Genomic DNA, 25,460 nt, shown 5'->3' with positions numbered 1-25,460 from the left:
CTAATAATTAAGGCGAGTACGGTATTTTGCGGTAGCGCCTATTTTTTTGTTTTTCAGTTGATGGTTTAAATATCCCCTTATTTGGGAGATACAATACTTTCGCGAAAGCGTAAAATATAGATAAACATCTAGTTAGATTGTATGATTGCTATGGCTTTTCTGTTATGTTCATTTTTAGATAAAGCCTAGAAACCCTCTAAAACCCTACTGCAGTATCATCACCACGTCTATCTGCGCCGCCTTCTAGTGTGCCATTAGGGAGGACTAAAATACCATCTACTTTGCCTATTACGGGAGAGCGCTCCTCGTTGGTTTCATAACCCTTTTCTTGCAGTCCGCTTATGATGGCTGGATCAAAGCTGTTAGGCTCAAATAATACCACATCTGGTAACCACTGGTGGTGAAAACGTGGTGCGTTTACCGCCTCCTGCATAGTCATCCCAAACTCGTGTACGTTAAGCACCGTTTGTAACACAGAGGTAATAATGGTAGATCCTCCAGGAGTACCTACGGTCATCCAGAACTCGCCATCTTTTTCTACTAGGGTAGGAGTCATACTAGACAGCATACGCTTGCCTGGCTCAATTTTATTTGCCTCGGCGCCTATGAGGCCAAACATATTAGGTACTCCAGGTTTACTAGAGAAGTCATCCATCTCATTGTTTAAAAAGAAGCCTATGTCACTCGCATATAACTTAGATCCATAAGCACCGTTAAGCGTGGTCGTTACTGCAATGGCATTACCATACTGATCTACCGCGCTGTAGTGCGTTGTTTCCATACTCTCATAACCTGGCAAGGCACCGTGTGTCATATCGCTAGACTTTGTAGCGGTGTCCCAAGAGAAGGTTTCCATTCTGTTTTTTGCATACACATCAGAGATGAGTGTGTCTATAGGGATGTTTACAAAATCTGGATCTCCTAGGTAAAAACTTCTATCTGCATACGCGCGACGCTCTGCTTCTGTAAGTAGTTGTATACTCTCCACACTGTTGTGACCATATTGTGAGATGTCATACGGTTCTATCATTTGCATAATTTGTGATAAACAAACCCCACCAGAACTAGGCGGACTCATAGAAATCATTTTTAAGTTATCATACTCAAAGGTTACCGGCGTGCGCCACTTTGCTTCGTATGCCGCAAGATCTTCCATTGTGATGATCCCACCTTTAGATTGTAAGAAGGCTACCAGTTTTTGGCCCGTCTCACCTTTGTAAAACTCGTCTTTACCATTTGCTACAATGCGCTCTAGTGTTTGTGCGAGGGCTTCGTTTTTAAGGGTGTCCGCTTTCACGAAAGCGTTTACATATATAATACTATCTCCGTTAAGCTCTTTAAATTTATCTTGTAAAGCGCCAAACCTTCCTGTTTGTTTTTCTGTAATCACATACCCATTGCGAGCAAGGTCTATTACGGGCTTGAGAATGGTCTCCATAGGTAGTGAGCCAAACTTCTCGTGCACGGCAAACATACCTGCAAGACCACCTGGCACACCCACAGCGAGACTTCCCTCTGTACTTAAACCTGGTATCACGTTACCGTCTTCATCTAGGTACATATCACTTGTAGCCGCACCGGGTGCCATCTCGCGATAGTCTAGCGCTCCTATATCTCCATCTTTAGTTCGGTATACTAGAAAACCACCACCACCTAGACTACCGGCAAACGGGTATGTCACATTGAGCGCCATATCTGTAGCAATCATTGCGTCAAAAACGTTACCACCTTGCCTCATAATCTCAACGCCTATGCGTGAAGCCTCCTCTCTCGCCGAAACGACCATAGCCTCCTGAGCAATGAGTCCCTGTATGGGTGCGGGAGCAGGTGCTTCTGTCTTACAGTTTATAAATAATAGGGGAATGCAGAGTAAGAGTAAATACTTCATAGGTTGGATTTGTAATTATATGATAAACTTAAAGTTCTTCTAGTTTTAATGCAACAAAGGCTTGTAATTCTTTAAAAAAGCGTGTGAACTCATCTTCAAAGGCTTCATAATGTTCGGCAAGGTCTTCTATAGCTTTATCCATCGCTACACGGCGTTTTGTGCGTATGTTCATATTGTAAAGCACAGTGCCTATGCCTTCCATAGTTGCATAGCTGAGGAGCCAGTTTTGCTCCATCATAGGGATCATCATTTTCTGTATGCGACCCGTGAGCAAGTGATGATGGTCTTGTAGTAGCTGGTAAAAGTCATCTATGTACACATCTAGCGCTGTATCGTGATAATTGTTCCAGTTTTTGGCTAGAAAGTGATCATAAATAATATCTACTATCACACCAGAGTAGTGACCATACTTTGCGTGCAGACGTTTTGTACTCTGCTTTACAATAGGGTGACTATCTGTGTAGCTATCTATCCAGCGATGCACAAGTATACCTCGCTGTATATCATCACTATACTTGAGGTACTTTTTACCTTTTATACCATCTGCCATAAAGTTGCCTATAGTTTCCATAGGTAAGCCATCGGTAAGGTAAATGTGTGCGAGAAAATTCATAGTGGTGAAGTTAATAGGAAAAATTAACCTGTTCAAAGATTTTATGAGGCATTGTGAAGCAATGCATTCTTGTTAGGCTGGTACGTATGTGTTTTAGTACTTTTGTTTAACAATCAAAAAAACGAAGATTAATTACGCTTTCGCGAAAGCGTACTCAAAATTTACATATGACATTAATAAAATCTATATCAGGAATACGTGGTACCATAGGAGGTCGCACGGGTGAAAACCTTACACCAGTAGATGCAGTAAAATTTGCTGCAGCATACGGTGCGTGGCTCAAAAATGATCGTAATAAAGAAACCTACAGAGTAGTAGTAGGGCGTGATGCACGTATATCTGGATCTATGATACAAGAGCTCGTGATGAACACGCTCGTGGGTATGGGAATCCATATTATAGACCTTGGCCTCTCTACCACACCTACGGTAGAAGTTGCCGTACCTATGGAACACGCAGATGGTGGTATTATACTCACTGCCTCGCATAACCCAAAACAATGGAACGCGCTTAAACTATTAAACAGTAAGGGTGAGTTTCTTAATGGAGTAGAAGGGGAGAAAATTTTAAATTATGCAGATAATGAAGATTTTACCTTTGCAGAGGTAGATGATCTAGGTAAAATCACAAAAAATGATGCCTACATAGATTTGCATATAGAAGAGGTAAAAAACCTTGAGCTTGTAGATGTAAACGCTATTAAGGATGCTAAGTTTAAAGTTGTGGTAGATGGTGTAAACTCTACGGGAGGTATTGCCATACCAAGATTACTAGAAGAGCTAGGCGTAGAGGCAGTAAAATTATACTGTACACCTAACGGGGAGTTTCCTCACAACCCAGAACCGCTTAAGGAGCACCTAGGTGACATCTGTAAAATGGTGGTAGATGAAAATGCAGATTTTGGTATCGTAGTAGATCCAGATGTAGACCGTCTTGCTTTTATAGATGATAAGGGAGAAATGTTTGGAGAAGAGTACACCCTCGTTGCTTGTGCAGATTATGTACTAGGAGAGACTAAGGGTAATACGGTGTCAAACCTATCTTCATCACGTGCGCTACGTGATATCACAAGAAAACACGGTGGAGAATACTTTGCAAGTGCCGTAGGAGAGGTAAACGTAGTACAAACTATGAAGGACCAAAACGCCGTAATAGGCGGAGAAGGAAATGGTGGAATTATCTACCCAGCATCGCACTACGGTCGTGATAGTCTGGTGGGTACGGCGCTTTTCCTTACACACCTTGCAAAGCTTAAAATCTCTGTGAGCGAACTCAAGGCTAGTTATCCTCCATACTTTATGAGTAAGCAAAAGATCCAGCTCACACCAGGTCTTGACGTAGATGCATTACTAGAAAAGATGGCTGCCAAATATTCAAATGAAGACGTGTCTACGGTAGATGGTGTAAAAGTAGATTTTGAAAATCACTGGGTACACCTTCGTAAGTCGAATACAGAACCTATTATACGTATTTATACAGAGGCAAGCACACAAGCCGAAGCAGACCAAGTTGCAAATGATATGATTGCTACCATTAAGGAAGTAGCTGGTATCTAGACAGATATAGCGATTAAAAAAAGAGGGCAATCGCCCTCTTTTTTTGTGCTTAATTTTAAATATCTTTACAGTGTAAACTATTGATTATGAATACATTAAAGTCTACTAAGCCTAGCGGTAAACTAGAGAATTACTTTTCACGCTTTCGCGAAAACATCATTGGCATTAACCAAAGTTTTCAATCTCCATACGGAACAAAGCAGCTTTTATATACAGACTGGACCGCCTCAGGAAGATTATATGGTCCCATAGAGGAGAAGATGTTACGCGACTTTGGTCCCTATGTGGCAAATACCCATACTGAGACAACCGTCTCTGGTACTGCTATGACAATGAGTTATCATAAAGCAAAGCATATCATAAAAGAGCACGTAAATGCAGATGAGAATGATGTACTCATAGTAGGTGGTAATGGTATGACGGGTATGATCAATAAATTTCAGCGCATACTTGGATTAAAAGTACCAGAAAACATAAAGAAATTTACAGAAGTACCTGCAGAGATAAAGCCCATTGTTTTTGTCACACATATGGAGCATCACAGTAATCAAACTACGTGGCTAGAGACCACGGCAACAGTAGTGGTCGTGCCTGCCAAAGAAGATGGACGCTTTTGTATACAGATGTTTGAACAAGAACTACTCAAATATGAAGATCACCCTTTTAAAATAGCATCTATTACCGCTTGTAGTAATGTAACAGGTATACAGACACCATATCACGATGTGGCGAGACTTATGCACGCTCACGGTGGTTTATGTTTTGTAGACTTTGCGTGTAGTGCGCCTTATGTGCATGTTGATATGCACCCAGAGAATAAAGAAGAGCGCCTAGACGCTATTTTCTTCTCTCCACACAAGTTTTTAGGAGGACCAGGCTCTTCTGGAGTTTTAATCTTTAATAAAGATTTATATAAAAACGTGGTACCAGATAACCCAGGTGGAGGCACCGTATCGTGGACAAACCCTTGGGGTGAGCATAAGTATATAGATAATATAGAAGAGCGTGAAGATGGGGGTACTCCGGGTTTCTTGCAAACCATACGTACAGCCTTATCAATTAAAGTAAAAGAAGAGATGGGTGTAGATAATATACTCGCTCGTGAGCACGAACTTATAGACATCATTTGGAATGAACTAGACGCGGTAGAAAACGTAAAAATTCTTGCAGGTGATCATAAAGATAGACTAGGTGTTATTTCTTTTTATATAGAAGAGTTGCACTTTAATCTAGCGGTAAAATTACTCAATGACCGTTTTGGGATACAAACTAGGGGCGGTTGTAGCTGCGCAGGTACTTATGGGCATTATTTACTCAATGTAGATCAAAAAACATCAAACTCGCTCGCCTGTGAGATAGATGCAGGTAACTTAATACAAAAGCCAGGATGGATACGTATGTCTATTCACCCTACCATCACAAATGAGGAAATAGCTTATGTATGCGCGTGTATAAAAGAACTAGCTTTACATCACAAAGACTGGTCTCAAGATTATATATACCAACCTTACTCAAATGAGTACCTACATAAAGACGATAAGGCAACCTCTTTAAGTCGTAGTACTGCTATAGACTCTTGGTTTGAATTTTAATGCTATTTCTTAGACTTATTTATTTCAGAAAGGACTTCCTCCTTTTTGCCTAAGAGCTTAAAACGTTTATGAGTCCAGAGGTAATACTCTGGATTTTTGCGTATTTGTGCTTCAAGAGCGGCGGCATAATTTGTCATAATCTCGCCATCTTCGGTTGTAGAACCATCTGGTGTTATGAGCTGGAAAGATCCTTTGTAGTAGCCACGTTTTATCTTTTCTGTACCGTAATAAAATACGGGTAGTTTAAACTCTTTTGCAATACGTTCTACCCCAGTAAAAAAAGGCAACTCGTGACCTAAAAATTGTGTCCAGTAGCGAGCACGGTGAAATCTAGGCGATTGATCTGCTACAAAGCCGTAACAGCCTGTTTTATTCTCACTCTCATTTTTTCTTATAAAGCGCATTGTATCCTTAGAATCTATAAGGTAGGTGTTCCATCTACTACGTATCTTGCGTATGAGATTATCAAACTGTTTGTGTTTTATCTTCTTATAAACTCCGTAACCCGGATTTTCCATAGATAGTTGTAGTGCAAATATCCATTCATAACTTGCGTAGTGTCCCATCATAAGGAGTGAGCTTTGTCCTTCCTTATCATATTTTGTGATGAGTTCCTTGTTAGAAAATTGGTAACGTTCAAGAAGATCTTCCTTTTTTATATTCATAGATTTTATCATCTCTAGAAACATATCACAGAGATGGCTATAAAATTTACGCTCTATGGTATGGAGTTCTTCTTCAGATTTTTCTGGGAAGGTAGTCTTTAGGTTATATCTCACTACTTTTTTACGATAGCCTATAACTTTATAAATAACAAAATAACAGAAATCTGAAAGCAGGTAAAGCCCTTTAAAAGGGAGTATGGAGATGAGCCATAATAGCGGGTAAAACAACCAGAAAACAATAGCTTTCATTCAGATATAGTTAAGATATTAATCTCACAAATATAGCTATCTTTACAAGTAAAACTTAGTATTTATGGCGGATTTACATCCAGTTACAATTGCAATTATTTTAGCAAATGTCTTATTCTCTATGAGTGGTTTTAAAAACTACTCAATGTTTGAGAAATATAAATTTAACGTAGGAGCTATACGCAGGGGAGAGCAAGTACGTATGGTATCTTCTGCCTTTTTACACGCAAACACGCAGCACTTATTATTTAATATGCTCACGCTGTATTTCTTTGCAAATGCTGTTATCTACACTATAGGGGTACCTAGATTTTTACTGGTGTATGTTTCAAGTTTGCTTTTAGGAAATTTACTTTCTTATTTTCTACATAAAGATGAGTATCACTACTCTGCCGTAGGAGCTAGTGGTGCAGTGATGGGTGTAGTGTATGCTGGGATACTTCTCAACCCAAGATTAGAAATTTACTTTATGCCAGGTTGGGTATTTGGAGTAGGGTATATGATCTATTCTATTTACGGTATGGTAAAACGTAATGATAATATAGGGCACGATGCCCATTTTGGAGGTGCTATTGCTGGGTATGTAATTGCCATTATCTCTGCGCCTATACTTCTAGAAGAGCGACTTTTAATAGTAATTGCCCTAGCTTTACCTATTATTGCTTTCTTTATTCTTTTTAAATTAGGAAAGATTTAAGGAAACCTCTTTTATTGTTTTTTATATTGAGGGAAACAAAAAATCAATAATTATGAAATATATAACCGTATTAATTCTATTAATCACAATGTCTATATCTGCTCAAAACAACACAATGCAACCCCTCGTAAATGTTACCGGTGAAGGTATTGTTAAGGTAGTGCCAGACGGTGTAAACATACGTGTACGCGTAGAAAATCAAGGCAAGGAAGCAAAGCAAGTAAAAGCAGAAAATGATCAAGCTATAGATAATGTTATAAAGTTCTTACGTAGTCAAGGTATAGATAGTAAGTATGTGCAGACAGAGTACATAAACCTTAATAAAAACTATGATTATAACAGTAAGACCTATAACTATAATGCAAACCAAACACTTACCATAAAGCTCAAGGATTTAAAGATGTATGAAGGTGTAATGGCAGGACTTCTCAATTCTGGTATTAATCGTATAGATAACGTACAGTTTACTTCTTCACAGATGGATGCTCTTAAGGCAGACGCGCGTGTGAAAGCCATCAAAGATGCCAAAGATAAGGCCACAGCATATGCTGGTGCATTAGGTCAAACTATAGGTAAAGCAGTACAAATAAGTGAGCAGGGTAGTGCCTCACCACAACCTCCTATGTACAAGGCTAGAATGATGTCTATGGAGATGGATAACGCTGCAGGAGGGGAGACCATCGCTCCAGGAGAGCTTACAATCACTACAAAAATCTCTGTAAGTTTTGAATTAAAATAAGCTTAACTAAGATTAACGACTTGTTAACCATTCTTATAGCTTTCTCAAAGTATCTTTAAGATATGAAAAGGAAAGAAGAAGAAAACAACAAGTCTGAGCGAGAAAAAGAGATAGATGCACGTATCATACGAGATGACCCACAACCTATATCTATAGGTAACGGTGTTCATAGAGAACGGTCAAAGCTCGCAAAGAAAGAATCAAAAGATGAAGCGCAGCAAAGAGCGAAAAAAAACTAGTTACTATTTGTGTGTAAATAAAAAGGTCAAGGATGTTTCTCCTTGACCTTTTTACTTTATGATGTCATTTACTACCTATTTCTGTTTCTGCGTAGATTAGGATGTTTAGGTTCTTTGGGAGCATCTGTATGGGTCTTTGCAGAGTCTTCTACAAGTCTATGTATCTCCTTCATCTCACTATCTGTAATATATCGCCATTTACCCACAGGTACATCTAGTTCAATATTCATAATCCTATTTCGCTTTAAGCGAGTAACCTCATAATCTAGCGCCTCACACATTCTACGTATTTGCCTGTTAAGGCCTTGGGTGAGTATGATTTTAAAAGAAAATCTACTCAGTTGCTCCACGTGACATTTACGCGTCACGGTATCTAGTATAGGTACACCGTTACTCATTTGCTGTATAAACGAGGGAGTGATGGGCTTATCTACCCACACTTCATATTCCTTCTCGTGGTTATTACGAGCTCGTAGTATCTTATTTACAATATCACCATCATTAGTTAGAAAGATGAGACCTTCAGAAGGTTTATCAAGTCTACCTATAGGGAAGATACGAGAAGGGTAGTTTATAAAATCAATGATATTATCCTTTTCAACCCGAGTATCTGTCGTACAAACGATACCTACAGGCTTATTAAGAGCGATATACACAGGCTTTTCTGTAGAGCTTGTAATAAGTTCACCATTTACGCGCACTTCATCACCTTCTGTAATTTTTGTACCCATTTCTGGTACCTTACCGTTTATGGTAACGCGACCTTGGTCTATAAGCTTATCTGCAGCGCGGCGTGAGCAATAGCCAGCCTCGCTGAGGTATTTATTGATGCGGGTTTGTTTTTTCTCTTCCATTAGGAACAAAAGTACTATTTATAGAATAAAAAAATGCCAGTCGTGAGACTGGCATTGCAAGTTCAAAAAAGTGAACTAAAAAGTTATATGTGCTTAGTCAATTACTTTGACGTTTACTGCATTTAATCCTTTCTTACCTTCTTTTAATTCAAACTCAACAGCATCACCTTCTCTTACCTCATCGATAAGTCCTGTTACGTGTACGAAGTGCTCTTGGTTTGCTTCTTCTTCATTGATAAATCCAAAACCTTTAGTTTCATTGAAGAATTTTACTGTTCCTTTGTGCATTATAATAATTTAAATATGTTAAGTTGCAAACTTACTGCTATTTAATCCAGAAACTCACAATTGTATGTTATTGTTTTAAAATACTTTTCTTACGCTTTCGCGAAAGCGTAATCACCTCTCATCCCATTGTTTATAGTATGTGACAATTTTATGACATAGTCTTATGAGGGTGTGTTGTGATGTTTTTGCAAATAATAAGTAGGGATATTTTGTTTGTTAACCCGTAACTTGCGCTCAAAACCGATACAAATGGCACTTACAAACAACGATATCTTTAAAAAATTACGAGTTGCGCTGCAGTTGCGAGATGATGAAATCATAGAGATATGTAAGCTTGTAGATTTTCAAGTTTCTAAGAGTGAGCTAGGAGCTATTTTTCGTAAGCCAGATCATCCTAAATTTATGGAGTGTGGTGACCAGTTTTTACGTAATTTTTTAAATGGTCTAGTAATACACAAGCGAGGACCTATGCCTCCTAAAAAGAAGTAGGGCTATTGTGCCACTTTTTTAGTCGAGATAACTACTTTCTTACCATCATCTAGCGTGGTAAAAAATAGGTATACGTCTCCACCATCTTTTATCTTTAACTTTTTACGTATCGCATCTACTTGCATAGGGAAGTTGCGAGTGGTGATATTTGCCTTTGTGATCCCTAATTCCTTTGCAATTCTTTTTGAGTAAGGAACAATTTGCTCTATCACAAAACGACGGCCTGCAAATGAGATGAGCTCCTCTGAGGTATATAAGTGTGAGTGCTCGTGCAGTTTTGAAACATTAAAATATGTACTCACCCAGTTAAAAGCGCCACTCTTCATAAGCGCACTGTTAGGCTCATAAAGATACTTTTGAGGGGTTTCTATAACGGCTTGCGCATTAAGAGCATCACTATGATAGAAACTCACTACAGGATCTGATGATTGTAAGTTTATAACAGTAAACTTTATGTCTTTATAGCGCTGTGAAGTAAGTTTCCATAACAATTCTTTCACCTCATTTTTTACAGCTACAATGTGTATTTCGGTCACGCTGCGCAATTCTTCTATACCGGCTGCTATGTCTAGTATGGGAGATGTTTTTATCCAGAGGGTGTTACACTTGGACAATAACAGGTTTTTGTAAAGCGGTACATTAGGTAGACAATCTTTAAGCATAAAAACTTTGCCCTTAACATCTGTACGTCTCCCTGGGTCTAAAAAAATGGTATCAAAACGAGTATCGCAGGTTTCAAAATAATGAATTGAATCATCTACTATAAACTCTATGTTTTCTTGTTTGAGAACTTCTGTATTAGACTGTGCAAGTCTTGATAAACTGGCGTCCATCTCTATGTGGGTTACCTGCTTGTTAGTCTGTGCAAAGTGATAAGTATCTATACCAAAGCCACCTGTACCATCTGCTAGGGTAGTACCTTGCATAATACTGGCTTTGTAACTTGCCGTTGCCTCAGAGGAGGTTTGCTCCATATTGAGTTTAGGCGGGAATAAGATATCAGCGGTATTATGCCAGCGTGGTAATTTTCCTTTGGCTTTACGTTTACCTTCAAGTTGTTGTGCAAGCTCCTGTACTGTAATATCTTTAAAAGGGCTTCCTTTTAAAAGAAAAGCGTGGAGTGGTGTTTGCTCGTGCTCTTGTAAATAAGCACGCACTTCGGGCTGTAAAAGCGCGGTGTTCATTATAAGTCTTGTGTAAGTTTTTGTACAATCTTATACTCGCTCAAAAATTCTTTTGAGATCACTTTAAGTGCCGTATAAACAGGAACGGCAAGTATCATCCCAAATACCCCAAATAACAATCCAGCAATAATAATAGCTAAGAATATCTCCAGCGGGTGTGACTTGACACTGTTTCCAAAAACAAAAGGTTGTATTACAAAATTATCTACCATTTGTGCAGCACCATAGCATAAGGAGATCCATAGTAATTTAGGTAAAATAATGGTTCTAAAATCCATCTCAATATTACTAGAGGTTACAAGTAGTAACATAACCACACCGCCTACAAGCGGACCCAAATAGGGAACCAGATTTAGTACAGCACAAAAGAGCGCTATGGCTAGCGCATTTTCTATACCAAATGATAAGAGTATTACAGCGTATAAGACAAACATTGTAAATACCTGGATTATGAGCCCTATAAAGTAACGAGAGAGTAGGTATTTTATCTTTTCAAACACGCGTAAGAACTTGCCCTCGTTTCCCTTTTTCGCGAAAGCGAGTAAACTATTAACCAGCAATCTATTATCCTTTAAAAAAAAGAAAGTAATAAATATAATGGCAAATGTACCAATACCTGCGGCACCTAGATTGCCAATTATGCCGTTCAAAAATGCAGGAATGATACTAAAATCAAAGTTTTTAACCAGTTCTGCCTCTTGAACTCCTTGTATGATAGTCATCTTATCGAGGCCAAAATATGTTGCAATCTCACCAAATAGCCTATTTATATTAACTTTTACCTCTTCAAAATCTATCTGACCTAGATGCTGACTTTGATCTATCACAACAGGAATAAAGAGCATAAATATGCCTAATATCACAAGTAATAAGACAAAGATGGTGACTATTGCTGCCCAGGTAGGACTAAATTTAAGTGTGTACCTTAAAAACTTTACAACAGGCCTACCCACTAGTGATAGTACAGCTGCAACGGCAAGATAAACAAGCACGCTTTGTATGGTATAAAGAAGCCAGAGTAAGATTAAGATACCCACTACCACCCCTACGGCGCGTAAGATTCCATAACTTATTTCTTTTGCTTTAAGTGGCTTCATATAAAGTTCAAAGATACTGGTTTTATTATCGTGTGAGCTCGTAAAGTGCGATGCCTGCGGCTTGTGCTACATTCATACTACTATTAATGCCGTGCATAGGTATATGTGCAATCACAGCACATTGTTTTAAGGCTTCTGGAGTAACGCCAGTACTTTCGGCTCCTATGACAAGCGAAATTTTTGACATATTAGCAATATGAACTTCGGCAATGGGAATACTTGTAGAATCTATCTCTAGTGCGATAGAGTTAAATCCTTCCTCTCTAAGATTAATAAGTGTTGTAGTTATATTCTCGCTTTCGCGAAAGCGGACTGTGCGTTCTGTATTGCGAGCCGTCTTACGTAGTCTACTACTAGTAACATCTGGAGTGTTGCCGCAAAAAATGATCTCTTGTACACCAAAAGCATCTGCTAGTCTAAAAATGCTACCCGCATTTGCCGGACCAGAAACGTGATCACATACAATGATGATCTCTTTGTTATGAGATGCTGGGGAATGATGTGTATGAGTTAGTTGCAAGGGGTGAGTGTTTTAATTTTCAAAAGCATACTTAACAATGTTTGCACCCATTTGTAGCGCTTTTTGTCTCACACTTTCTGGGTCGCCGTGTACTTCTGGATCTTCCCAGCCATCACCTATATCTGATTCTGTTGTGAATAATACGACGAGTCTATCTTCATAAAAGAGCCCTAAAGCCTGTGGGCGCTTACCATCGTGTTCGTGTATTTTAGGCAATCCCTGCGGGAATTTATAAGCACTAGAAAATATAGGGTGGCTAGCTGCAAGCTCAGTAAGTTCTTGATCTGGAAATATCTTTTTAAGCTCCTTGGGCAAATACTCAGCCATTCCATAATTATCATCTATGTGTAAGAAGCCGCCACTAGTGAGGTAATCCCTAAGGTTCTCAACATCGTCGTCTGTAAAAAGTACATTACCGTGACCCGTCATATGCAGCAATGGATATTGAAACACGTCGATACTACCAGCATCTACAGATTCTGGTTTGTCATTCATCTTTGTGTTTATGTTCTTATTACAAAAGCGTATGAGATTAGGCAGGGCAGTGGGATTACTGTACCAGTCTCCACCTCCTTTATATTTTAGTACTGCAAGATCTTGGGCAGTTATAAACCCGCTGGTTAACAATAGTATAATGACTGCTAGAAAGGTGCGATGCATAAATGAATTTATAAAAATTAAAAATACTGATAACTTAAATTATGAGTATGCTAAATTATATTAAAGTTAAACAGAAATCATAAAGTTCTAAAAACCAGTTCCCAGAGAGATGATAACTACTGCCTAGGCTTGCTGTTAGTATAATGAGTTCTTAAATTTACTCTAGTAAGTTGTAACAATTTACAACGATTGCGACTTACGTACTAACACTAATTTTAATTTTTAATATGAAAAAGAAAATGTATGCTTTGGCAGCTTTTATGTTGAGTGGCGTAGTCCTTACGGCACAAGAAGTTAGCTTTGAAGAGTATGATCTTGATAACGGTATGCACGTTATTTTACATCAAGATAACAGCGCACCTGTAGTAACAACATCTGTTATGTATCACGTAGGAGCAAAAGATGAAGATCCAAGTAAAACAGGATTTGCTCACTTTTTTGAACACCTTCTTTTTGAAGGGACAGAAAACATTGAGCGTGGTGAGTGGTTTAAAATAGTTACTTCTAACGGAGGTAAAAATAATGCAAATACAACGCAAGACCGTACTTATTATTATGAAGTCTTTCCTTCTAATAACTTAGAGCTTGGTCTCTGGATGGAGTCTGAGCGTTTACTTCACCCTATCATAAACCAAATAGGGGTCGATACTCAAAAAGAAGTAGTTCAAGAAGAAAAGCGTCTTAGAGTAGATAACCAGCCTTATGGCCGTTTTCAAGAAGTAATAGGTAAAATGCTTTTTAAGAAGCACCCATACCGTTGGACTACCATAGGCTCTCTTGATCATCTCGCTAGTGCAACACTAGAAGATTTTCAAAAATTTAGTGATACATATTATGTGCCTAATAATGCCGTGCTCGTAGTAGCTGGAGATATTGATGTTGCAGAGACTAAAAAAATGATTGACACGTATTTTGCACCTATACCTAGAGGTAAAGACATTGTACGTAATACATTTAAAGAAGATCCAGTCGTACCTGTAAGAGAGACGTTTTATGATCCTAATATACAGATACCAGCTATTTTTCTAGCTTATAGAACACCTGCTCAAACAGAAAAGGATGCTTATGTGCTCGATATGGTATCATCAGTATTAAGTGATGGTAAGAGTTCTAGACTTTACAAGAAATTAGTAGACACTAAGAAAAAGGCGCTACAAGTATTTGCTTTTAGCGGTGCACAAGAAGATTATGGATCATATTTAATAGGTGCTTTACCACTAGGTGATAACTCTCTAGATGATTTAATTACAGAGATGGATGAGGAGATTGTAAAGCTTCAAACAACTTTAATTTCAGAAAGAGATTATCAGAAGCTTCAGAACAAATTTGAAAACCGTTTTGTAAACTCTAACAGTAGTGTAGAAGGTATTGCAAACTCACTAGCGCGCAACTATATGTTATATGATGATACTAATCTTATTAATACTGAGATTGATATTTATAGATCAATAACTAGAGAAGATATTAAGGCAGCAGCTATCAAATATCTTAAAGAAAATGAGCGTGTAATATTAGAGTACTTACCAGAATCTCAAAAAGAAAAATAATGAAGAAGAATATTATAATAGGTGCAATGTTATTGCTAGCAACAGCTAGTTATGCACAAGTGGACAGAAGTAAACAACCTGAGCCGGGTCCAGCTCCTGAGATTAATCTCAAAGACCCAGCCTCTTTTGAGCTTAAAAATGGTCTTAAAGTACTAGTTGTAGAAAATAAAAAGCTACCTAGAGTATCTATACAACTTACTATAGATAATCCTCTTATTGTAGAGGGAGAAAAGGCTGGAGTTGCAGCCCTTACATCATCTATGTTAGGTAAAGGGTCTAAGAGTATTGCAAAAGATGTGTTTGAAGAAGAGGTAGATTATCTTGGAGCAAACATAAGCTTTGGGTCTCAAAGCGCATTTGCAAGCGGTCTATCTAAGTATTTTGAACGTCTAGTTGAACTTACTGCAGATGCTGGTATAAATCCAAATTTTACACAAGTAGAGTTTGATAAAGAAAAGGAACGCCTCATAGAAGGATTAAAGTCTAATGAGAAGAGTGTGACAGCTATTGCTGGTCGAGTACAAAGTGTACTAGCTTATGGTGCAGACCACCCTTATGGAGAGTTCACTACAGAAGAGACTGTAAATAATGTAACACTTGCAGATGTTGAGAAGTTCCATTCAGATTACTTTAGACCTAATAATGGATACTTAATCATTATAGGTGATGTAAATTTTGATACTGTAAAGAAGGTAGTAAAAGACAACTTCAAGAAGTGGAAAAAAGGAACTATACCAGAAACACCATTTTCTGAAAAGCAAAATGTCTCTACTACAGAAATCAACTTTGTTAATATGGACAATGCCGTTCAGTCAGAAATTGCAGTTCAAAATACTGTTGAGCTCAAAATGACAGACCGAGATTATTTTCCAGCTCTTATTGCAAATAACATCTTAGGAGGTGGAGGAGAAGCCCGTCTTTTTAATAACCTACGTGAAGATAAAGGATATACTTATGGATCATACTCAAGAATAGGTTCTAATGAAAAGACAGTAACTCGTTTTAGCGCTACAGCAAGCGTGCGTAATGCAGTTACAGATAGCTCTGTGGTAGAGATCGTAAAAGAGATTAACCGTATAGGGTCTGAGCCAGTATCGCCAGAAGAGTTAGCAAATGCAAAAGCAAAGTACACTGGAAGTTTTGTACTCGCTTTAGAGCGACCACAAACTATTGCAAACTATGCATATAATATTGAGAGTAAAGGGCTCCCTAAAGATTTTTACAAAAACTACCTTTCTAATATAGATAAGGTATCTCAACAAGATGTACAAAATGCAGCTAGTAAACTATTTAAAGGTGATAACGCGAGAATCGTTGTGACTGGTAAGGGTAGTGAGGTAATAGATAATCTAAGTAAGGTGGTTATAGACGGTAAGACTATCCCTGTAAAGTACTTTGACGTATACGGTGAAGGAATAGAAAAACCAGAATTCAAAAAGGAACTTCCTGCAGATCTTACGGTAAATAAGGTACTAGAATCTTACATTGCTGCTATAGGTGGTAAAGATAAGCTTGCTGCGGTAAACTCGGTTTATATCAAAGCACAAGGAGCTATGCAAGGTATGACGCTTGATTTAGAACTTAAGAAAACTACAAAAGAGCAGTTTGTACAAAACATTATGATGGGAGGAAATTCAGTTTCAAAACAAGTACTTGATGGAGATAAAGGATATGTAGTTGTACAAGGGCAACGCAAAGATCTAGAAGGAGAAGATGTTGAGAAGGTAAAAGCTGAGTCATCTCCGTTTCCAGAAGTAAACTGGTTAAACGGTGGAGCGAGCCTAGAAGGTATAGAAAAAGTAAATGGAGAAGATGCTTATGTGGTTAAAGTTGCAGATGGTAAAATGAACTACTACAGTACAAAAACGGGGCTTAAACTTCAGGAGGTAACTATACAAGAAATGCAAGGTCAGACCATAAAAACGTCTATCACTTTGAGCAAATATCAAGATGTGGGAGGAATCAAATTTCCTTTTGTATTAAGTCAGTCATTTGGCCCACAATCTATAGATTTTAATGTGACAGAAATCAAGGTAAATGAAGGCATCACAAATGCAGATTTTGAGTAATTTCATTCTATAAACTAATATTAAAGGTCAGCTTTTGCTGGCCTTTTTTTATGCTCAATATTACACTGCTAGCTGCATTTTTAAAATGGAATACACTACAATGTAATAAAACCAAGCTGCTATGAAGGGGGAGTTTTACGCTTTCGCGAAAGCGTACTCATATCTAGTAAAAATTATAGTTAGATATAATGAAATAAAAATGCCCGAAAACGATTGCAAATAATATATTTTAAACCAAAGACAGTCTTTTTTTATGAGATCGCCAAAACTAGTATTGTAGAGCCTGCAATACTTGAGGTTTACGTATTTTTAGTAAAAATATTAACAGATGTCAAGAGAACCGAAAATAGAGAGATTTAACGCAAATGTAAAGTCAAAATACGAAGTCTATAATGGGATATTTATGACGCTTCCCTTTGATGGTATCTCAAACACGGGGGTCCTTTTACCGCTGTTTCATTCTATATGTAAGGAAGGGTATAAAGACAATAAAAACCCGACAGAAATTATTGAGTACTTCTTTGAGCGTTATATGCGTGATGCTACAGAAAAAGAACGCGAAGACATATTGTTTAAATTTATACAGTATATCGAGCGACAAGTAGTACTATTTGACGCGATTGAAGACGCTTCATATCGTATCGTAAATAATATGGATGGTCGAGGTACCCTGCGTAATATAAAAGAAGAAGCAGAGGCAACGGGTAAAAAGGAAGAGCTCATCTCTTACTTAAACAGGTTTACTATACGTCCCGTACTTACAGCACACCCTACACAATTTTATCCAGGCGTAGTACTAGGTATCATAAATGATCTAAGTGCTGCAATAAGAGATAATCGACTTGAAGATATAAAAACCTTACTTGCACAGTTAGGTAAAACTCCATTCTTTAAAAAAGAAAAACCTACACCATATGATGAAGCTGTGAGTCTTATCTGGTATCTTGAGAATGTGTTTTATCACAGTGCAGGGGCTATATATGACTACCTGCATAGGCACTTAATACAAGATGAAAGCTTTAGTAATACGCTTGTAGATCTTGGTTTTTGGCCAGGTGGTGACCGTGATGGTAATCCATTTGTTACCACAGCTATAACACTTAAGGTTGCCAGAAAGTTGCGTAGTTCTGTACTGAGAAATTATTATAGAGAGATAAAGCAATTACGTAGGAGAATCACCTTTAGAGGTACTGAGGCACCACTTTCAGAACTAGAAGATCAAGTATATACAGCTATTTTTTCTGAAGATAAACCAGCCATTTCACAAGCCTCTATTCTCAAAACACTTAAAGATATCCGTGATATTGTAAGAGATAAGCACCAGAGCTTATATTTAGATAAAATTGATAGTCTTATTCATAAGGTAGAACTTTTTGGACTTCACTTTGCATCGTTAGATATACGACAGGATAGTAGTATTCATAAAATAGTTTTTGAGCAAATTGTTGAAAATGCAACTATAAATGGATCAAAGATTTTTCCAGAGGGTTATCTCGCTTTAAGCGAAAACGAGCAAATTGACTTCTTAAACAACGTGCACGGAGCGTTAGATCCAGAAAGTTTTGAAGAGGAAGTAGTGACTAAGACTCTTGGCTCTATCTATGCGATGAAAACCATTCAAGATGAAAATGGAGAGCGTGGCTCAAACAGATACATAATAAGTAACTCACAAAGCGCACTGCACGTGATGCAAGCCTTTACATTTTTAAGACTATGTGACTGGGAATCTCCTACGGCAGATGTAGCACCACTGTTTGAGACCGTACCAGATCTTATTGCTGCACCCGCTGTGATGGAAGCACTGTATACAAACCCAACTTACAGTAAACACTTAAAGAGTCGCGGTATGCGACAGACTATAATGCTAGGCTTTTCTGACGGAACAAAAGACGGTGGTTATTTAATGGCAAACTGGAGTATCTTTAAGGCTAAGGAGGCAATGACGGCTATGTCTAGAAAGTATGGTGTAACCGTAATTTTCTTTGACGGTAGAGGAGGGCCACCAGCACGAGGAGGTGGTAAAACACACCAGTTTTATGCATCATTAGGTCCTAATATAGAAGCACAAGAAATTCAGATTACAGTACAAGGACAAACTATAAGTTCTAATTTTGGAACGGTAGATTCTTGCCAGTACAACCTAGAGCAACTACTTAGTAGTGGTGTTAATAACGAGGTCTTTAAGGGAGCACATAATGATATATCACCATCAGATAGGAAAACGCTAGAAGCCCTCGCACAAAAGAGCTATGAGGCTTATACGGCATTTAAAGGACACGATAAATTCTTGCCATACCTAGAGCGTATGTCTACACTTAAGTATTATGCAAAAACTAATATAGGTAGCCGCCCTAGCAAGCGATCTCAAAAGAGCACCTTAGATTTTGGAGATCTTAGAGCGATTCCATTTGTAGGTAGTTGGAGTCAACTCAAGCAAAACGTGCCAGGTTTTTATGGAGTAGGAACAGCACTTGCCTCTTTTGAGGATGCTGGTAAACTAGAGGATGTAAAGCAGCTATATAAAAATAGTTCATTCTTTAGAACCTTACTTGAGAATAGTATGATGAGTCTTACAAAATCATTTTTTGGACTTACAGCATATATGCAAGAAGATCAAGAGTTTGGTGAGTTCTGGAAGTTGCTCTTTGAAGAGTATAAGCGCAGCAAGCGATTAATGCTAGAAGTGGCGGGACTTACGGAGTTAATGGAAAACGAGAAAGCAGGTAAAGCGTCTATACAAGAAAGAGAAAATATTGTACTGCCTTTATTAACTATACAACAGTATGCGCTTAGAGCCATACAAGAGATGCAACGTTCTGGAGAGCAAACAGATAAGACAAAAGTATACGAGCGTATGGTTACAAGGTCACTCTTTGGAAACATAAATGCGAGTAGAAATTCGGCTTAAACTTGTAATGATAAGGGAGTAAGTATTGCTCCCTTGTTATACTTAGACTACCTTTGCGACAGCAGGCCGCCTTATTGATCCAGCAATGGATAGGAAAGTCCGGACACCATAGGATAGCATAGCGGCTAACGGCCGTCATCTCAAACTCGTTTTGGGGGAGGACAAGTGCAACAGAAAGAATGTACAGGTAATGCTGTAGCGAACCCAGGTAAACTCTATGCGGTGCAATGTCAAGTATACCCACAGTTAAGTGCGATCCGTGCGTTGTGGGAGGGTAGACAGATAGAGATTATTAGTAATAATAATCCCAGATAAATAATAAGGAATTTCTAGAAGCATCTAGATTGAACAGAATCCGGCTTATAGGCCTGCTTATTTTATGATTACAAATAAATCTAAATAACAATAAATCCCGCAACTAGCGGGATTTATTAATTTTAGTGTATGCTGTTACGCTTTCGCGAAAGCGTTCTTATTCTTCTTCATCACTTTCTGGTAGTTCAAAAAAGCTAAAGGCATTACCACCATAATGACGGGTCTGCACGTAGTTTATAAAGCCATCAAGTTTTGAATACTTGCCGTGCTCGATGATGAGTACACCATCTTGCTCTAAAAGATTATTGTTAAATACCAGTGTTGCAATCTTTTCAAATTCTTTAATATCAATGTCGTACGGAGGGTCTGCAAATATGATGTCGTAACTGCCTGTAGCACGTTCCAAGTACTTAAAGACATCACTTTTTATGGCGTGTATAGAAAAATCAAACTCTTGTGACGTTTTATTTATAAACTGCACACAACCATAATGACCATCTACTGCAGTAATTTGATCTGTACCACGAGAGGCAAACTCATAGCTTATGTTGCCAGTGCCTGCAAAGAGGTCTAACACCCTAAGCTGGCTTATATGATAGTTGCTTCTTATAATATTAAAAAGAGCTTCCTTTGCCATATCTGTAGTAGGGCGAACGGGTAGCTTTTTTGGTGCCGAGATTCTTCGGCCTTTGTATTTTCCAGATATGATACGTGTCATAATAAACTGCCAAGTATAGCTTGGTCTTGTGGTATTTGTGTATGTACTGCTTCTAGAACGCTAAGGTGTCGTACATAAGTGTGTGCTAGCTCATAATAAGGGTCATCCATTGTAATAGTACCTGTAAGTATTACTTCTATTGTTTCTGTACTTAATTCTAATTGCTCCATTGTAAAGAGCATATAATAGATGAAGTCTTCCTTTGTTCTAATTTCAAAACGGTTTACAAAGAGCAGTTTCTTATTTGCTACAACACCCATTTCGAAGTATGAGTCTTGAAAATTTATCAAGACTTTTGGTTCTGTGCTATTTATAAATTTGTTTAATAGAAATTTTGTAAAAACCGTTGTACTATGGTAATAATCAAAAGAGCCAAAGGTTTCAAAAAGAAAATTATTTACACTGGTGTATGGCACATATACATTTACAAGGTCATAAAAGTCTATCACATCGTGAGATATGTGATCTGTATTAAGAATTTTTGTATTGAACTTTAAATAATCTGCACCTTTTTCGACATCAAAGAGTGCCTTTGGAACCATTGTAAATAGCTCGTTAGAATAGACTACAATTACCTTTGCAAAATTTTGCGAGAGTATCTCATTTTTTTTAAAAGCCTTTTCTACCTCATTACTTAATGAAGTAGGATTTACATTATTTGTAAATTTTATAGTCTGTGTAGCTATTACTTCTTTGCTATGGCTGTTTTGGGTAAAAAAAGAAAGTCCATCCAAGTGTATTTGGATGGACAGACTATATAATGAGTTTGTATTGTCTTGACTAGTCATTAGCCCCATAACTCTTAGGCCAGTTACCATTTGTATTAATAGTCTCCATAGATCCTACTGTAAGTGCATCTCCATTAACACCATCTACAGATACAATTTGCTTTTCTTTAGCAACATAATCTTTAGGTTGGTCTGCAAGTAATACATCTTTCTTTACAGAGATAAGAAACACAGGATACATCGTGTTACTCTTTTCTATTTGACCAGCGTCCATAGTATACTTTGCATCTATTCCCTCTATTGGCACATTGATCATAGTCTTATAACGATCAGACCCTTTGAATAGTGAATCTTTAACTGGGCGAGTACCTAATGTGTCAACTACTACTATTTCTTTAAATGTATCTACACGGAAACGTTTTGTTTTTTCTTCGTCTAGTACAGTTGTATCTCTACGTTGGGTAATTGTAAACTCTGCAGTATCAATAAAACGTACTAACTTATCAAAATCTTTCTGGTAAGTACCTGTAACTGTTTTATGAGCTAGTTGCGCCTGTCTTAGATCACGCATATTTTTTATGGCAGCACTGTAACGCGCTTCCTTAACTTCATTAAATTTTACTTCTCCCCAAATTGCGTTAAAAAGAAGGTAACCTAATGCGGCAATTACTACCCAAAGTACAAGCTGTAATACTAGTTTCATGTAATGATGTTTAAATTAGTTATGGTGAGCAACAAATCTACAATTTTTTTTTACACACAAAAATTTATTATCTCATTTTTCGTTTGCTTAATTTCGTTGTATTCTAAGCCTTCTATGATTAAAGACGCCCGAGCATTTTATAAGCTATTAGTAAAAGATTTTGAACATCAACCTACCATAAAACAAGATAGGCTACTAGAGCAGTTATCTCACTTTTTGTTTGATAGTTCTAAGGATAAAGTATTCGTTCTTAAAGGGTTTGCAGGTACAGGTAAGACTACAGTGATAGGAACGGTTGTAAAAAATCTTTGGCACGCAAAAATGTCATCAGTTCTTATGGCACCTACGGGTCGAGCTGCAAAGGTTGCCAGTAATTATAGTAAAAAACAGGCGTATACTATACATCGCAAAATTTATTTCCCCAAAAAAGAACGAGGCGGAGGCGTTTCTTTTACGCTACAGCCTAATAAACATAGAAACTGTCTCTTTATAGTAGATGAGGCATCTATGATATCTGATAAAGCAACTAGCTCCAAGTTTTTTGACAATGGATCTCTGCTAGATGATATGATGCAATACGTGTATAGTGGTTACAAATGTAAACTCATATTAGTAGGAGACGAGGCGCAGTTACCCCCTGTAAAGCTTGAGATGTCCCCAGCTCTAGATATTGATATGTTGTCATTGCAGTTTAATAAAACTGTAGAGACTATACAGCTAGACGAGGTAATGCGTCAAGGAGAAGATAGTGGTATACTTATGAATGCAACCGCTCTAAGAGAACAGCTTTCTGAAGGGTTTTATGAAGATTTTAAATTTGAATTAGACGGGTATAACGATATTGTTAGACTAGTAGACGGTCACGAGATTATGGATGCCATAAATGATTGCTACAGCTCTGTAGGTACAGAAGAAACTGCAATCATTGTACGATCTAACAAGAGAGCAAACCTATATAACCAGCAAATAAGAAATCGTATTCTCTTTCAAGAAGAAGAAATCTCTGCAGGAGATCACTTAATGGTAGTAAAGAATAATTATTTCTGGCTAGATGCAAAAAGCGATGCGGGGTTTATTGCAAACGGTGACATTGTAAAAGTATTAGAAATTCTAGCTATTAAGGAACTCTACGGCTTTCGCTTTGCAGAGGTAAAAGTACAAATGGTAGATTACCCACAAATGCAACCATTTGAGACCGTAGTTATGCTAGATGTACTCACCCTAGAGACACCAGCACTACCTTATGAAGATGGAGATCGCCTATATAAGGAAGTTCAAAAAGACTATGTTGACGAGAAATCTAATTACAAGCGATTCCAAAAAATAAAAAACAACAAATATTTTAATGCCCTACAAGTAAAGTTTTCTTACGCTATTACCTGTCATAAATCACAAGGAGGGCAGTGGGAAAATGTTTTTATAGAGCAACCCTACCTTCCAGACGGGATGAGTAAAGATTACCTACGCTGGTTATATACAGCTATTACGAGAGCTAAAAGTAAGTTGTACTTAATAGGTTTTAAAGATGATATGTTTGTAGATCGATAATATCATTCTGGCTAAATTATAATTTGAAGCTATTTCCCGCTTTACGCTACAATTCCTCATTGCGGCTACGCCAGCTCTTGCGGGATTTTCACTGCAATCGGGGCTAGGGATTAGATAGTTATATATTTATGGCTAGTTTTTTGATTATAACGTCTGTATATAAATAAGTTTACAATTATGAGTTTTGAATTAATAGTAAGTATCATATTAGGATTTTCACTTGCCGCCGCCGCTGGTTTTAGAGTATTTGTTCCTTTATTAGTCTTAAGTTTATCTGCCCACTTTGGTTGGTTTCCAGTAAACGATACTTGGCAGTGGGTAGGTAGCGTTCCGGCACTAGTTTTACTTGGTGTTGCTACACTATTTGAAGTAGGAGCCTATTTTATTCCTTGGGTTGATAACCTGCTGGATACGATATCTGTACCACTAGCTGCAATCGCGGGTACATTACTTATGGTAGCTACTATGGGAGATATTGATCCTACTATTACTTGGGCGCTGGCCATCATCGCTGGTGGAGGAGCAGCGGCGGCTGTTTCTGGTACTACGAGCGCCACCAGATTAGGGAGTACAGCAACTACAGGCGGTATTGCAAACCCACTAGTTGCAGGTACAGAAACCATTGCAGCGACTACAGTTTCAGTAGCGAGTATCTTTTCGCCTATACTCGCACTAGTGATTGTATTGTTACTTATAGGTTTTGGCTGGAAGATTATTTCTAGGCTAAGAAGGGCCTAAGTTTTACATTTCTTTTTAAGTAACTTTGCAACTTGTTTTAAGGTGTTTTATGCTTTCGCGAAAGCGTAATTATAACCAATTTAAGACATAAAAAACGTCCATATATTGAAAGAAAATCTTAAGATTATAGCAATGATTCCTGCACGTTATGCGGCGTCTAGATTTCCTGGTAAGATGATGAAAGATCTTGCAGGTAAGCCTGTTATTGTGCGCACCTATGAGAGTGTAGTGGCCACAAAGTTGTTTGACGAAGTATATGTAGTTACAGATAGCGATGTTATTTATAAGGCCATAGAGGCCGAGGGCGGTAAGGCCATAATGAGTGTTAAAGAGCACGAGTGCGGTAGTGATAGAATTGCAGAGGCAGTGGCTTCTCTAGATGTAGATGTGGTTGTAAACGTACAAGGCGATGAGCCTTTTACGAGTAGGGAGGACTTAGCACCGGTGCTAGACGTGTTTTATGGAGATGATGCTGCACAAATAGATCTTGCTAGTGTGATGATGCCTATGAAGGAGGAGCAAGAGATTTTAAATCCTAATAATGTAAAGGTTATTGTAGATAATTTTGACTTTGCATTATACTTCTCTAGGTCACCACTTCCATATGTGCGCGATGATGAAGCTGGTATAATTACTTATAAACATAAGGGTATTTACGCCTTTAGAAAGCAGGCGATACTAGACTTTGCATCTATGCATATGACACCCCTTGAAAAGGCAGAAAAAATAGAGTGCATACGATTCTTAGAGTATGGTAAGAAAATTAAAATGGTACGTTCATCAAGACTTGCAATAGGTATTGATACTCCAGAAGATTTAGAAAAAGCAATTAAAATTTATTCGAATAAGTAGCGCA

General features: G+C 37.9%; 24 protein-coding genes and 1 other RNA gene. 13 read left to right on the top strand and 12 right to left on the bottom strand.

The annotated features are described in order from the left end of the window. Window positions 1-196: 196 nt before the first annotated feature. Both ggt and I597_RS11020 read right to left on the bottom strand, forming a co-directional pair. Window positions 197-1,888: a gamma-glutamyltransferase gene (gene ggt, locus I597_RS11025; protein ID WP_035324705.1), complete on the bottom strand. Its 1,692-nt coding sequence runs from the start codon at window positions 1,886-1,888 to the stop codon at window positions 197-199. 28 nt (window positions 1,889-1,916) lie between these two features. Further along, window positions 1,917-2,501 (bottom strand): acyl carrier protein phosphodiesterase, encoded by a 585-nt coding sequence (locus I597_RS11020; RefSeq protein WP_035324706.1) that lies wholly within the window; start codon window positions 2,499-2,501, stop codon window positions 1,917-1,919. Between the two features lie 167 nt (window positions 2,502-2,668). Between I597_RS11020 and glmM the strand changes: the two genes are divergently transcribed. After that, window positions 2,669-4,057 carry a phosphoglucosamine mutase gene (glmM, locus tag I597_RS11015; protein ID WP_035324707.1) on the top strand — a complete coding sequence of 463 codons (1,389 nt, stop codon included), beginning with the start codon at window positions 2,669-2,671 and terminating at the stop codon, window positions 4,055-4,057. Between the two features lie 86 nt (window positions 4,058-4,143). Then, window positions 4,144-5,649: an aminotransferase class V-fold PLP-dependent enzyme gene (locus I597_RS11010; RefSeq protein WP_035324708.1), complete on the top strand. Its 1,506-nt coding sequence runs from the start codon at window positions 4,144-4,146 to the stop codon at window positions 5,647-5,649. A 2-nt stretch (window positions 5,650-5,651) separates the two neighbouring features. Here I597_RS11010 and I597_RS11005 read toward each other — a convergent pair whose 3' ends face one another. After that, window positions 5,652-6,563, bottom strand: coding sequence for a lysophospholipid acyltransferase family protein (locus I597_RS11005; RefSeq protein WP_035324709.1), 912 nt, complete (start codon window positions 6,561-6,563; stop codon window positions 5,652-5,654). Between the two features lie 64 nt (window positions 6,564-6,627). Here I597_RS11005 and I597_RS11000 point away from each other — a divergent pair, with 64 nt between their 5' ends. The 3 genes from I597_RS11000 to I597_RS14910 all read left to right on the top strand — a co-directional run bounded on the left by I597_RS11000 (window position 6,628) and on the right by I597_RS14910 (window position 8,238). Next, window positions 6,628-7,260 (top strand): rhomboid family intramembrane serine protease, encoded by a 633-nt coding sequence (locus tag I597_RS11000; protein ID WP_035324710.1) that lies wholly within the window; start codon window positions 6,628-6,630, stop codon window positions 7,258-7,260. Between the two features lie 52 nt (window positions 7,261-7,312). Then, window positions 7,313-7,999: an SIMPL domain-containing protein gene (locus I597_RS10995; RefSeq protein WP_035324711.1), complete on the top strand. Its 687-nt coding sequence runs from the start codon at window positions 7,313-7,315 to the stop codon at window positions 7,997-7,999. Between the two features lie 62 nt (window positions 8,000-8,061). Further along, the gene (locus I597_RS14910; RefSeq protein WP_157496184.1) at window positions 8,062-8,238 is read left to right on the top strand and encodes a hypothetical protein; all 177 of its coding nucleotides are present in this window, start codon (window positions 8,062-8,064) and stop codon (window positions 8,236-8,238) included. A gap of 71 nt (window positions 8,239-8,309) precedes the next feature. Here the strand turns inward: I597_RS14910 and rluF are convergent, their stop codons facing one another. Together rluF and I597_RS10985 are read right to left on the bottom strand one after the other, a co-directional pair. Further along, the gene (rluF, locus tag I597_RS10990; RefSeq protein ID WP_035324712.1) at window positions 8,310-9,092 is read right to left on the bottom strand and encodes a 23S rRNA pseudouridine(2604) synthase RluF; all 783 of its coding nucleotides are present in this window, start codon (window positions 9,090-9,092) and stop codon (window positions 8,310-8,312) included. Between the two features lie 93 nt (window positions 9,093-9,185). Continuing rightward, window positions 9,186-9,380 carry a cold-shock protein gene (locus I597_RS10985; protein WP_021779202.1) on the bottom strand — a complete coding sequence of 65 codons (195 nt, stop codon included), beginning with the start codon at window positions 9,378-9,380 and terminating at the stop codon, window positions 9,186-9,188. Between the two features lie 249 nt (window positions 9,381-9,629). Here I597_RS10985 and I597_RS10980 point away from each other — a divergent pair, with 249 nt between their 5' ends. Further along, on the top strand, window positions 9,630-9,869 hold the full coding sequence (locus I597_RS10980) for a DUF1456 family protein (RefSeq protein WP_021779201.1): 240 nt from the start codon (window positions 9,630-9,632) through the stop codon (window positions 9,867-9,869). Window positions 9,870-9,871: 2 nt separating this feature from the next. On the opposite strand, the gene I597_RS10975 is transcribed toward I597_RS10980, so the two are convergent. Genes I597_RS10975 through I597_RS10960 form a run of 4 tightly spaced genes read right to left on the bottom strand, consistent with a single transcriptional unit; the run spans window position 9,872 to window position 13,330 of the window. Next, window positions 9,872-11,053: a THUMP-like domain-containing protein gene (locus I597_RS10975; protein ID WP_035324713.1), complete on the bottom strand. Its 1,182-nt coding sequence runs from the start codon at window positions 11,051-11,053 to the stop codon at window positions 9,872-9,874. Beyond that, on the bottom strand, window positions 11,053-12,150 hold the full coding sequence (locus I597_RS10970; RefSeq protein ID WP_035324714.1) for an AI-2E family transporter: 1,098 nt from the start codon (window positions 12,148-12,150) through the stop codon (window positions 11,053-11,055). Before I597_RS10970 ends, I597_RS10975 begins: the two co-directional genes overlap by 1 nt. Before the next feature lie 25 nt (window positions 12,151-12,175). Continuing rightward, entirely contained in the window at window positions 12,176-12,670 is a 495-nt protein-coding gene (locus I597_RS10965; protein WP_035324715.1) for a TrmH family RNA methyltransferase, read from the bottom strand. 12 nt (window positions 12,671-12,682) lie between these two features. After that, window positions 12,683-13,330: a DUF4159 domain-containing protein gene (locus tag I597_RS10960; RefSeq protein WP_035324716.1), complete on the bottom strand. Its 648-nt coding sequence runs from the start codon at window positions 13,328-13,330 to the stop codon at window positions 12,683-12,685. A 227-nt stretch (window positions 13,331-13,557) separates the two neighbouring features. On the opposite strand from I597_RS10960, the gene I597_RS10955 reads away from it, so the two are divergent. The 4 genes from I597_RS10955 (at window position 13,558) to rnpB (ending at window position 20,233) form a co-directional block, all read left to right on the top strand. Then, window positions 13,558-14,877 carry a M16 family metallopeptidase gene (locus I597_RS10955; RefSeq protein WP_035324717.1) on the top strand — a complete coding sequence of 440 codons (1,320 nt, stop codon included), beginning with the start codon at window positions 13,558-13,560 and terminating at the stop codon, window positions 14,875-14,877. Beyond that, window positions 14,877-16,946 (top strand): M16 family metallopeptidase, encoded by a 2,070-nt coding sequence (locus I597_RS10950; protein WP_035324718.1) that lies wholly within the window; start codon window positions 14,877-14,879, stop codon window positions 16,944-16,946. The genes I597_RS10955 and I597_RS10950 overlap by 1 nt, the downstream gene beginning before the upstream one ends. A 328-nt stretch (window positions 16,947-17,274) precedes the next feature. Then, window positions 17,275-19,854 carry a phosphoenolpyruvate carboxylase gene (locus I597_RS10945; RefSeq protein ID WP_035324719.1) on the top strand — a complete coding sequence of 860 codons (2,580 nt, stop codon included), beginning with the start codon at window positions 17,275-17,277 and terminating at the stop codon, window positions 19,852-19,854. Window positions 19,855-19,912: 58 nt separating this feature from the next. Beyond that, an RNA gene (rnpB, locus tag I597_RS10940) (RNase P RNA component class A) lies at window positions 19,913-20,233 on the top strand. Between the two features lie 93 nt (window positions 20,234-20,326). On the opposite strand, the gene I597_RS10935 is transcribed toward rnpB, so the two are convergent. The 3 genes from I597_RS10935 to I597_RS10925 are packed head-to-tail and all read right to left on the bottom strand — an operon-like array spanning window position 20,327 to window position 22,318. Beyond that, entirely contained in the window at window positions 20,327-20,887 is a 561-nt protein-coding gene (locus I597_RS10935) for an RsmD family RNA methyltransferase (RefSeq protein WP_035324720.1), read from the bottom strand. Next, window positions 20,884-21,675, bottom strand: coding sequence for a DUF3822 family protein (locus I597_RS10930; RefSeq protein ID WP_052111666.1), 792 nt, complete (start codon window positions 21,673-21,675; stop codon window positions 20,884-20,886). Before I597_RS10930 ends, I597_RS10935 begins: the two co-directional genes overlap by 4 nt. Further along, window positions 21,668-22,318: a hypothetical protein gene (locus I597_RS10925; RefSeq protein WP_035324721.1), complete on the bottom strand. Its 651-nt coding sequence runs from the start codon at window positions 22,316-22,318 to the stop codon at window positions 21,668-21,670. The genes I597_RS10930 and I597_RS10925 overlap by 8 nt, the downstream gene beginning before the upstream one ends. Before the next feature lie 114 nt (window positions 22,319-22,432). Between I597_RS10925 and I597_RS10920 the strand changes: the two genes are divergently transcribed. The 3 genes from I597_RS10920 to kdsB all read left to right on the top strand — a co-directional run bounded on the left by I597_RS10920 (window position 22,433) and on the right by kdsB (window position 25,456). Then, the gene (locus I597_RS10920) at window positions 22,433-23,866 is read left to right on the top strand and encodes an ATP-dependent DNA helicase (protein WP_035324722.1); all 1,434 of its coding nucleotides are present in this window, start codon (window positions 22,433-22,435) and stop codon (window positions 23,864-23,866) included. Between the two features lie 177 nt (window positions 23,867-24,043). After that, on the top strand, window positions 24,044-24,604 hold the full coding sequence (locus I597_RS10915; RefSeq protein ID WP_035324723.1) for a DUF4126 domain-containing protein: 561 nt from the start codon (window positions 24,044-24,046) through the stop codon (window positions 24,602-24,604). A gap of 132 nt (window positions 24,605-24,736) precedes the next feature. Beyond that, window positions 24,737-25,456, top strand: coding sequence for a 3-deoxy-manno-octulosonate cytidylyltransferase (kdsB, locus tag I597_RS10910; RefSeq protein WP_035328561.1), 720 nt, complete (start codon window positions 24,737-24,739; stop codon window positions 25,454-25,456). Window positions 25,457-25,460: the final 4 nt, after the last annotated feature.

Source organism: Dokdonia donghaensis DSW-1 (assembly GCF_001653755.1).
GTDB lineage: Bacteria > Bacteroidota > Bacteroidia > Flavobacteriales > Flavobacteriaceae > Dokdonia > Dokdonia donghaensis.
Note: the sequence above shows the minus strand (reverse complement) of the source record. Positions and strands in the feature narration are given on the sequence as shown.

What these genes read in the sequence shown, in the direction of transcription:
- ggt (WP_035324705.1), bottom strand. Translation starts at nt 1,888, where the DNA reads ATGAAGTATTTACTCTTACTCTGCATTCCCCTATTATTTATAAACTGT.
- I597_RS11020 (WP_035324706.1), bottom strand. Translation starts at nt 2,501, where the DNA reads ATGAATTTTCTCGCACACATTTACCTTACCGATGGCTTACCTATGGAA.
- glmM (WP_035324707.1), top strand. Translation starts at nt 2,669, where the DNA reads ATGACATTAATAAAATCTATATCAGGAATACGTGGTACCATAGGAGGT.
- I597_RS11010 (WP_035324708.1), top strand. Translation starts at nt 4,144, where the DNA reads ATGAATACATTAAAGTCTACTAAGCCTAGCGGTAAACTAGAGAATTAC.
- I597_RS11005 (WP_035324709.1), bottom strand. Translation starts at nt 6,563, where the DNA reads ATGAAAGCTATTGTTTTCTGGTTGTTTTACCCGCTATTATGGCTCATC.
- I597_RS11000 (WP_035324710.1), top strand. Translation starts at nt 6,628, where the DNA reads ATGGCGGATTTACATCCAGTTACAATTGCAATTATTTTAGCAAATGTC.
- I597_RS10995 (WP_035324711.1), top strand. Translation starts at nt 7,313, where the DNA reads ATGAAATATATAACCGTATTAATTCTATTAATCACAATGTCTATATCT.
- I597_RS14910 (WP_157496184.1), top strand. Translation starts at nt 8,062, where the DNA reads ATGAAAAGGAAAGAAGAAGAAAACAACAAGTCTGAGCGAGAAAAAGAG.
- rluF (WP_035324712.1), bottom strand. Translation starts at nt 9,092, where the DNA reads ATGGAAGAGAAAAAACAAACCCGCATCAATAAATACCTCAGCGAGGCT.
- I597_RS10985 (WP_021779202.1), bottom strand. Translation starts at nt 9,380, where the DNA reads ATGCACAAAGGAACAGTAAAATTCTTCAATGAAACTAAAGGTTTTGGA.
- I597_RS10980 (WP_021779201.1), top strand. Translation starts at nt 9,630, where the DNA reads ATGGCACTTACAAACAACGATATCTTTAAAAAATTACGAGTTGCGCTG.
- I597_RS10975 (WP_035324713.1), bottom strand. Translation starts at nt 11,053, where the DNA reads ATGAACACCGCGCTTTTACAGCCCGAAGTGCGTGCTTATTTACAAGAG.
- I597_RS10970 (WP_035324714.1), bottom strand. Translation starts at nt 12,150, where the DNA reads ATGAAGCCACTTAAAGCAAAAGAAATAAGTTATGGAATCTTACGCGCC.
- I597_RS10960 (WP_035324716.1), bottom strand. Translation starts at nt 13,330, where the DNA reads ATGCATCGCACCTTTCTAGCAGTCATTATACTATTGTTAACCAGCGGG.
- I597_RS10955 (WP_035324717.1), top strand. Translation starts at nt 13,558, where the DNA reads ATGAAAAAGAAAATGTATGCTTTGGCAGCTTTTATGTTGAGTGGCGTA.
- I597_RS10950 (WP_035324718.1), top strand. Translation starts at nt 14,877, where the DNA reads ATGAAGAAGAATATTATAATAGGTGCAATGTTATTGCTAGCAACAGCT.
- I597_RS10945 (WP_035324719.1), top strand. Translation starts at nt 17,275, where the DNA reads ATGTCAAGAGAACCGAAAATAGAGAGATTTAACGCAAATGTAAAGTCA.
- I597_RS10935 (WP_035324720.1), bottom strand. Translation starts at nt 20,887, where the DNA reads ATGACACGTATCATATCTGGAAAATACAAAGGCCGAAGAATCTCGGCA.
- I597_RS10930 (WP_052111666.1), bottom strand. Translation starts at nt 21,675, where the DNA reads ATGACTAGTCAAGACAATACAAACTCATTATATAGTCTGTCCATCCAA.
- I597_RS10925 (WP_035324721.1), bottom strand. Translation starts at nt 22,318, where the DNA reads ATGAAACTAGTATTACAGCTTGTACTTTGGGTAGTAATTGCCGCATTA.
- I597_RS10920 (WP_035324722.1), top strand. Translation starts at nt 22,433, where the DNA reads ATGATTAAAGACGCCCGAGCATTTTATAAGCTATTAGTAAAAGATTTT.
- I597_RS10915 (WP_035324723.1), top strand. Translation starts at nt 24,044, where the DNA reads ATGAGTTTTGAATTAATAGTAAGTATCATATTAGGATTTTCACTTGCC.
- kdsB (WP_035328561.1), top strand. Translation starts at nt 24,737, where the DNA reads ATGATTCCTGCACGTTATGCGGCGTCTAGATTTCCTGGTAAGATGATG.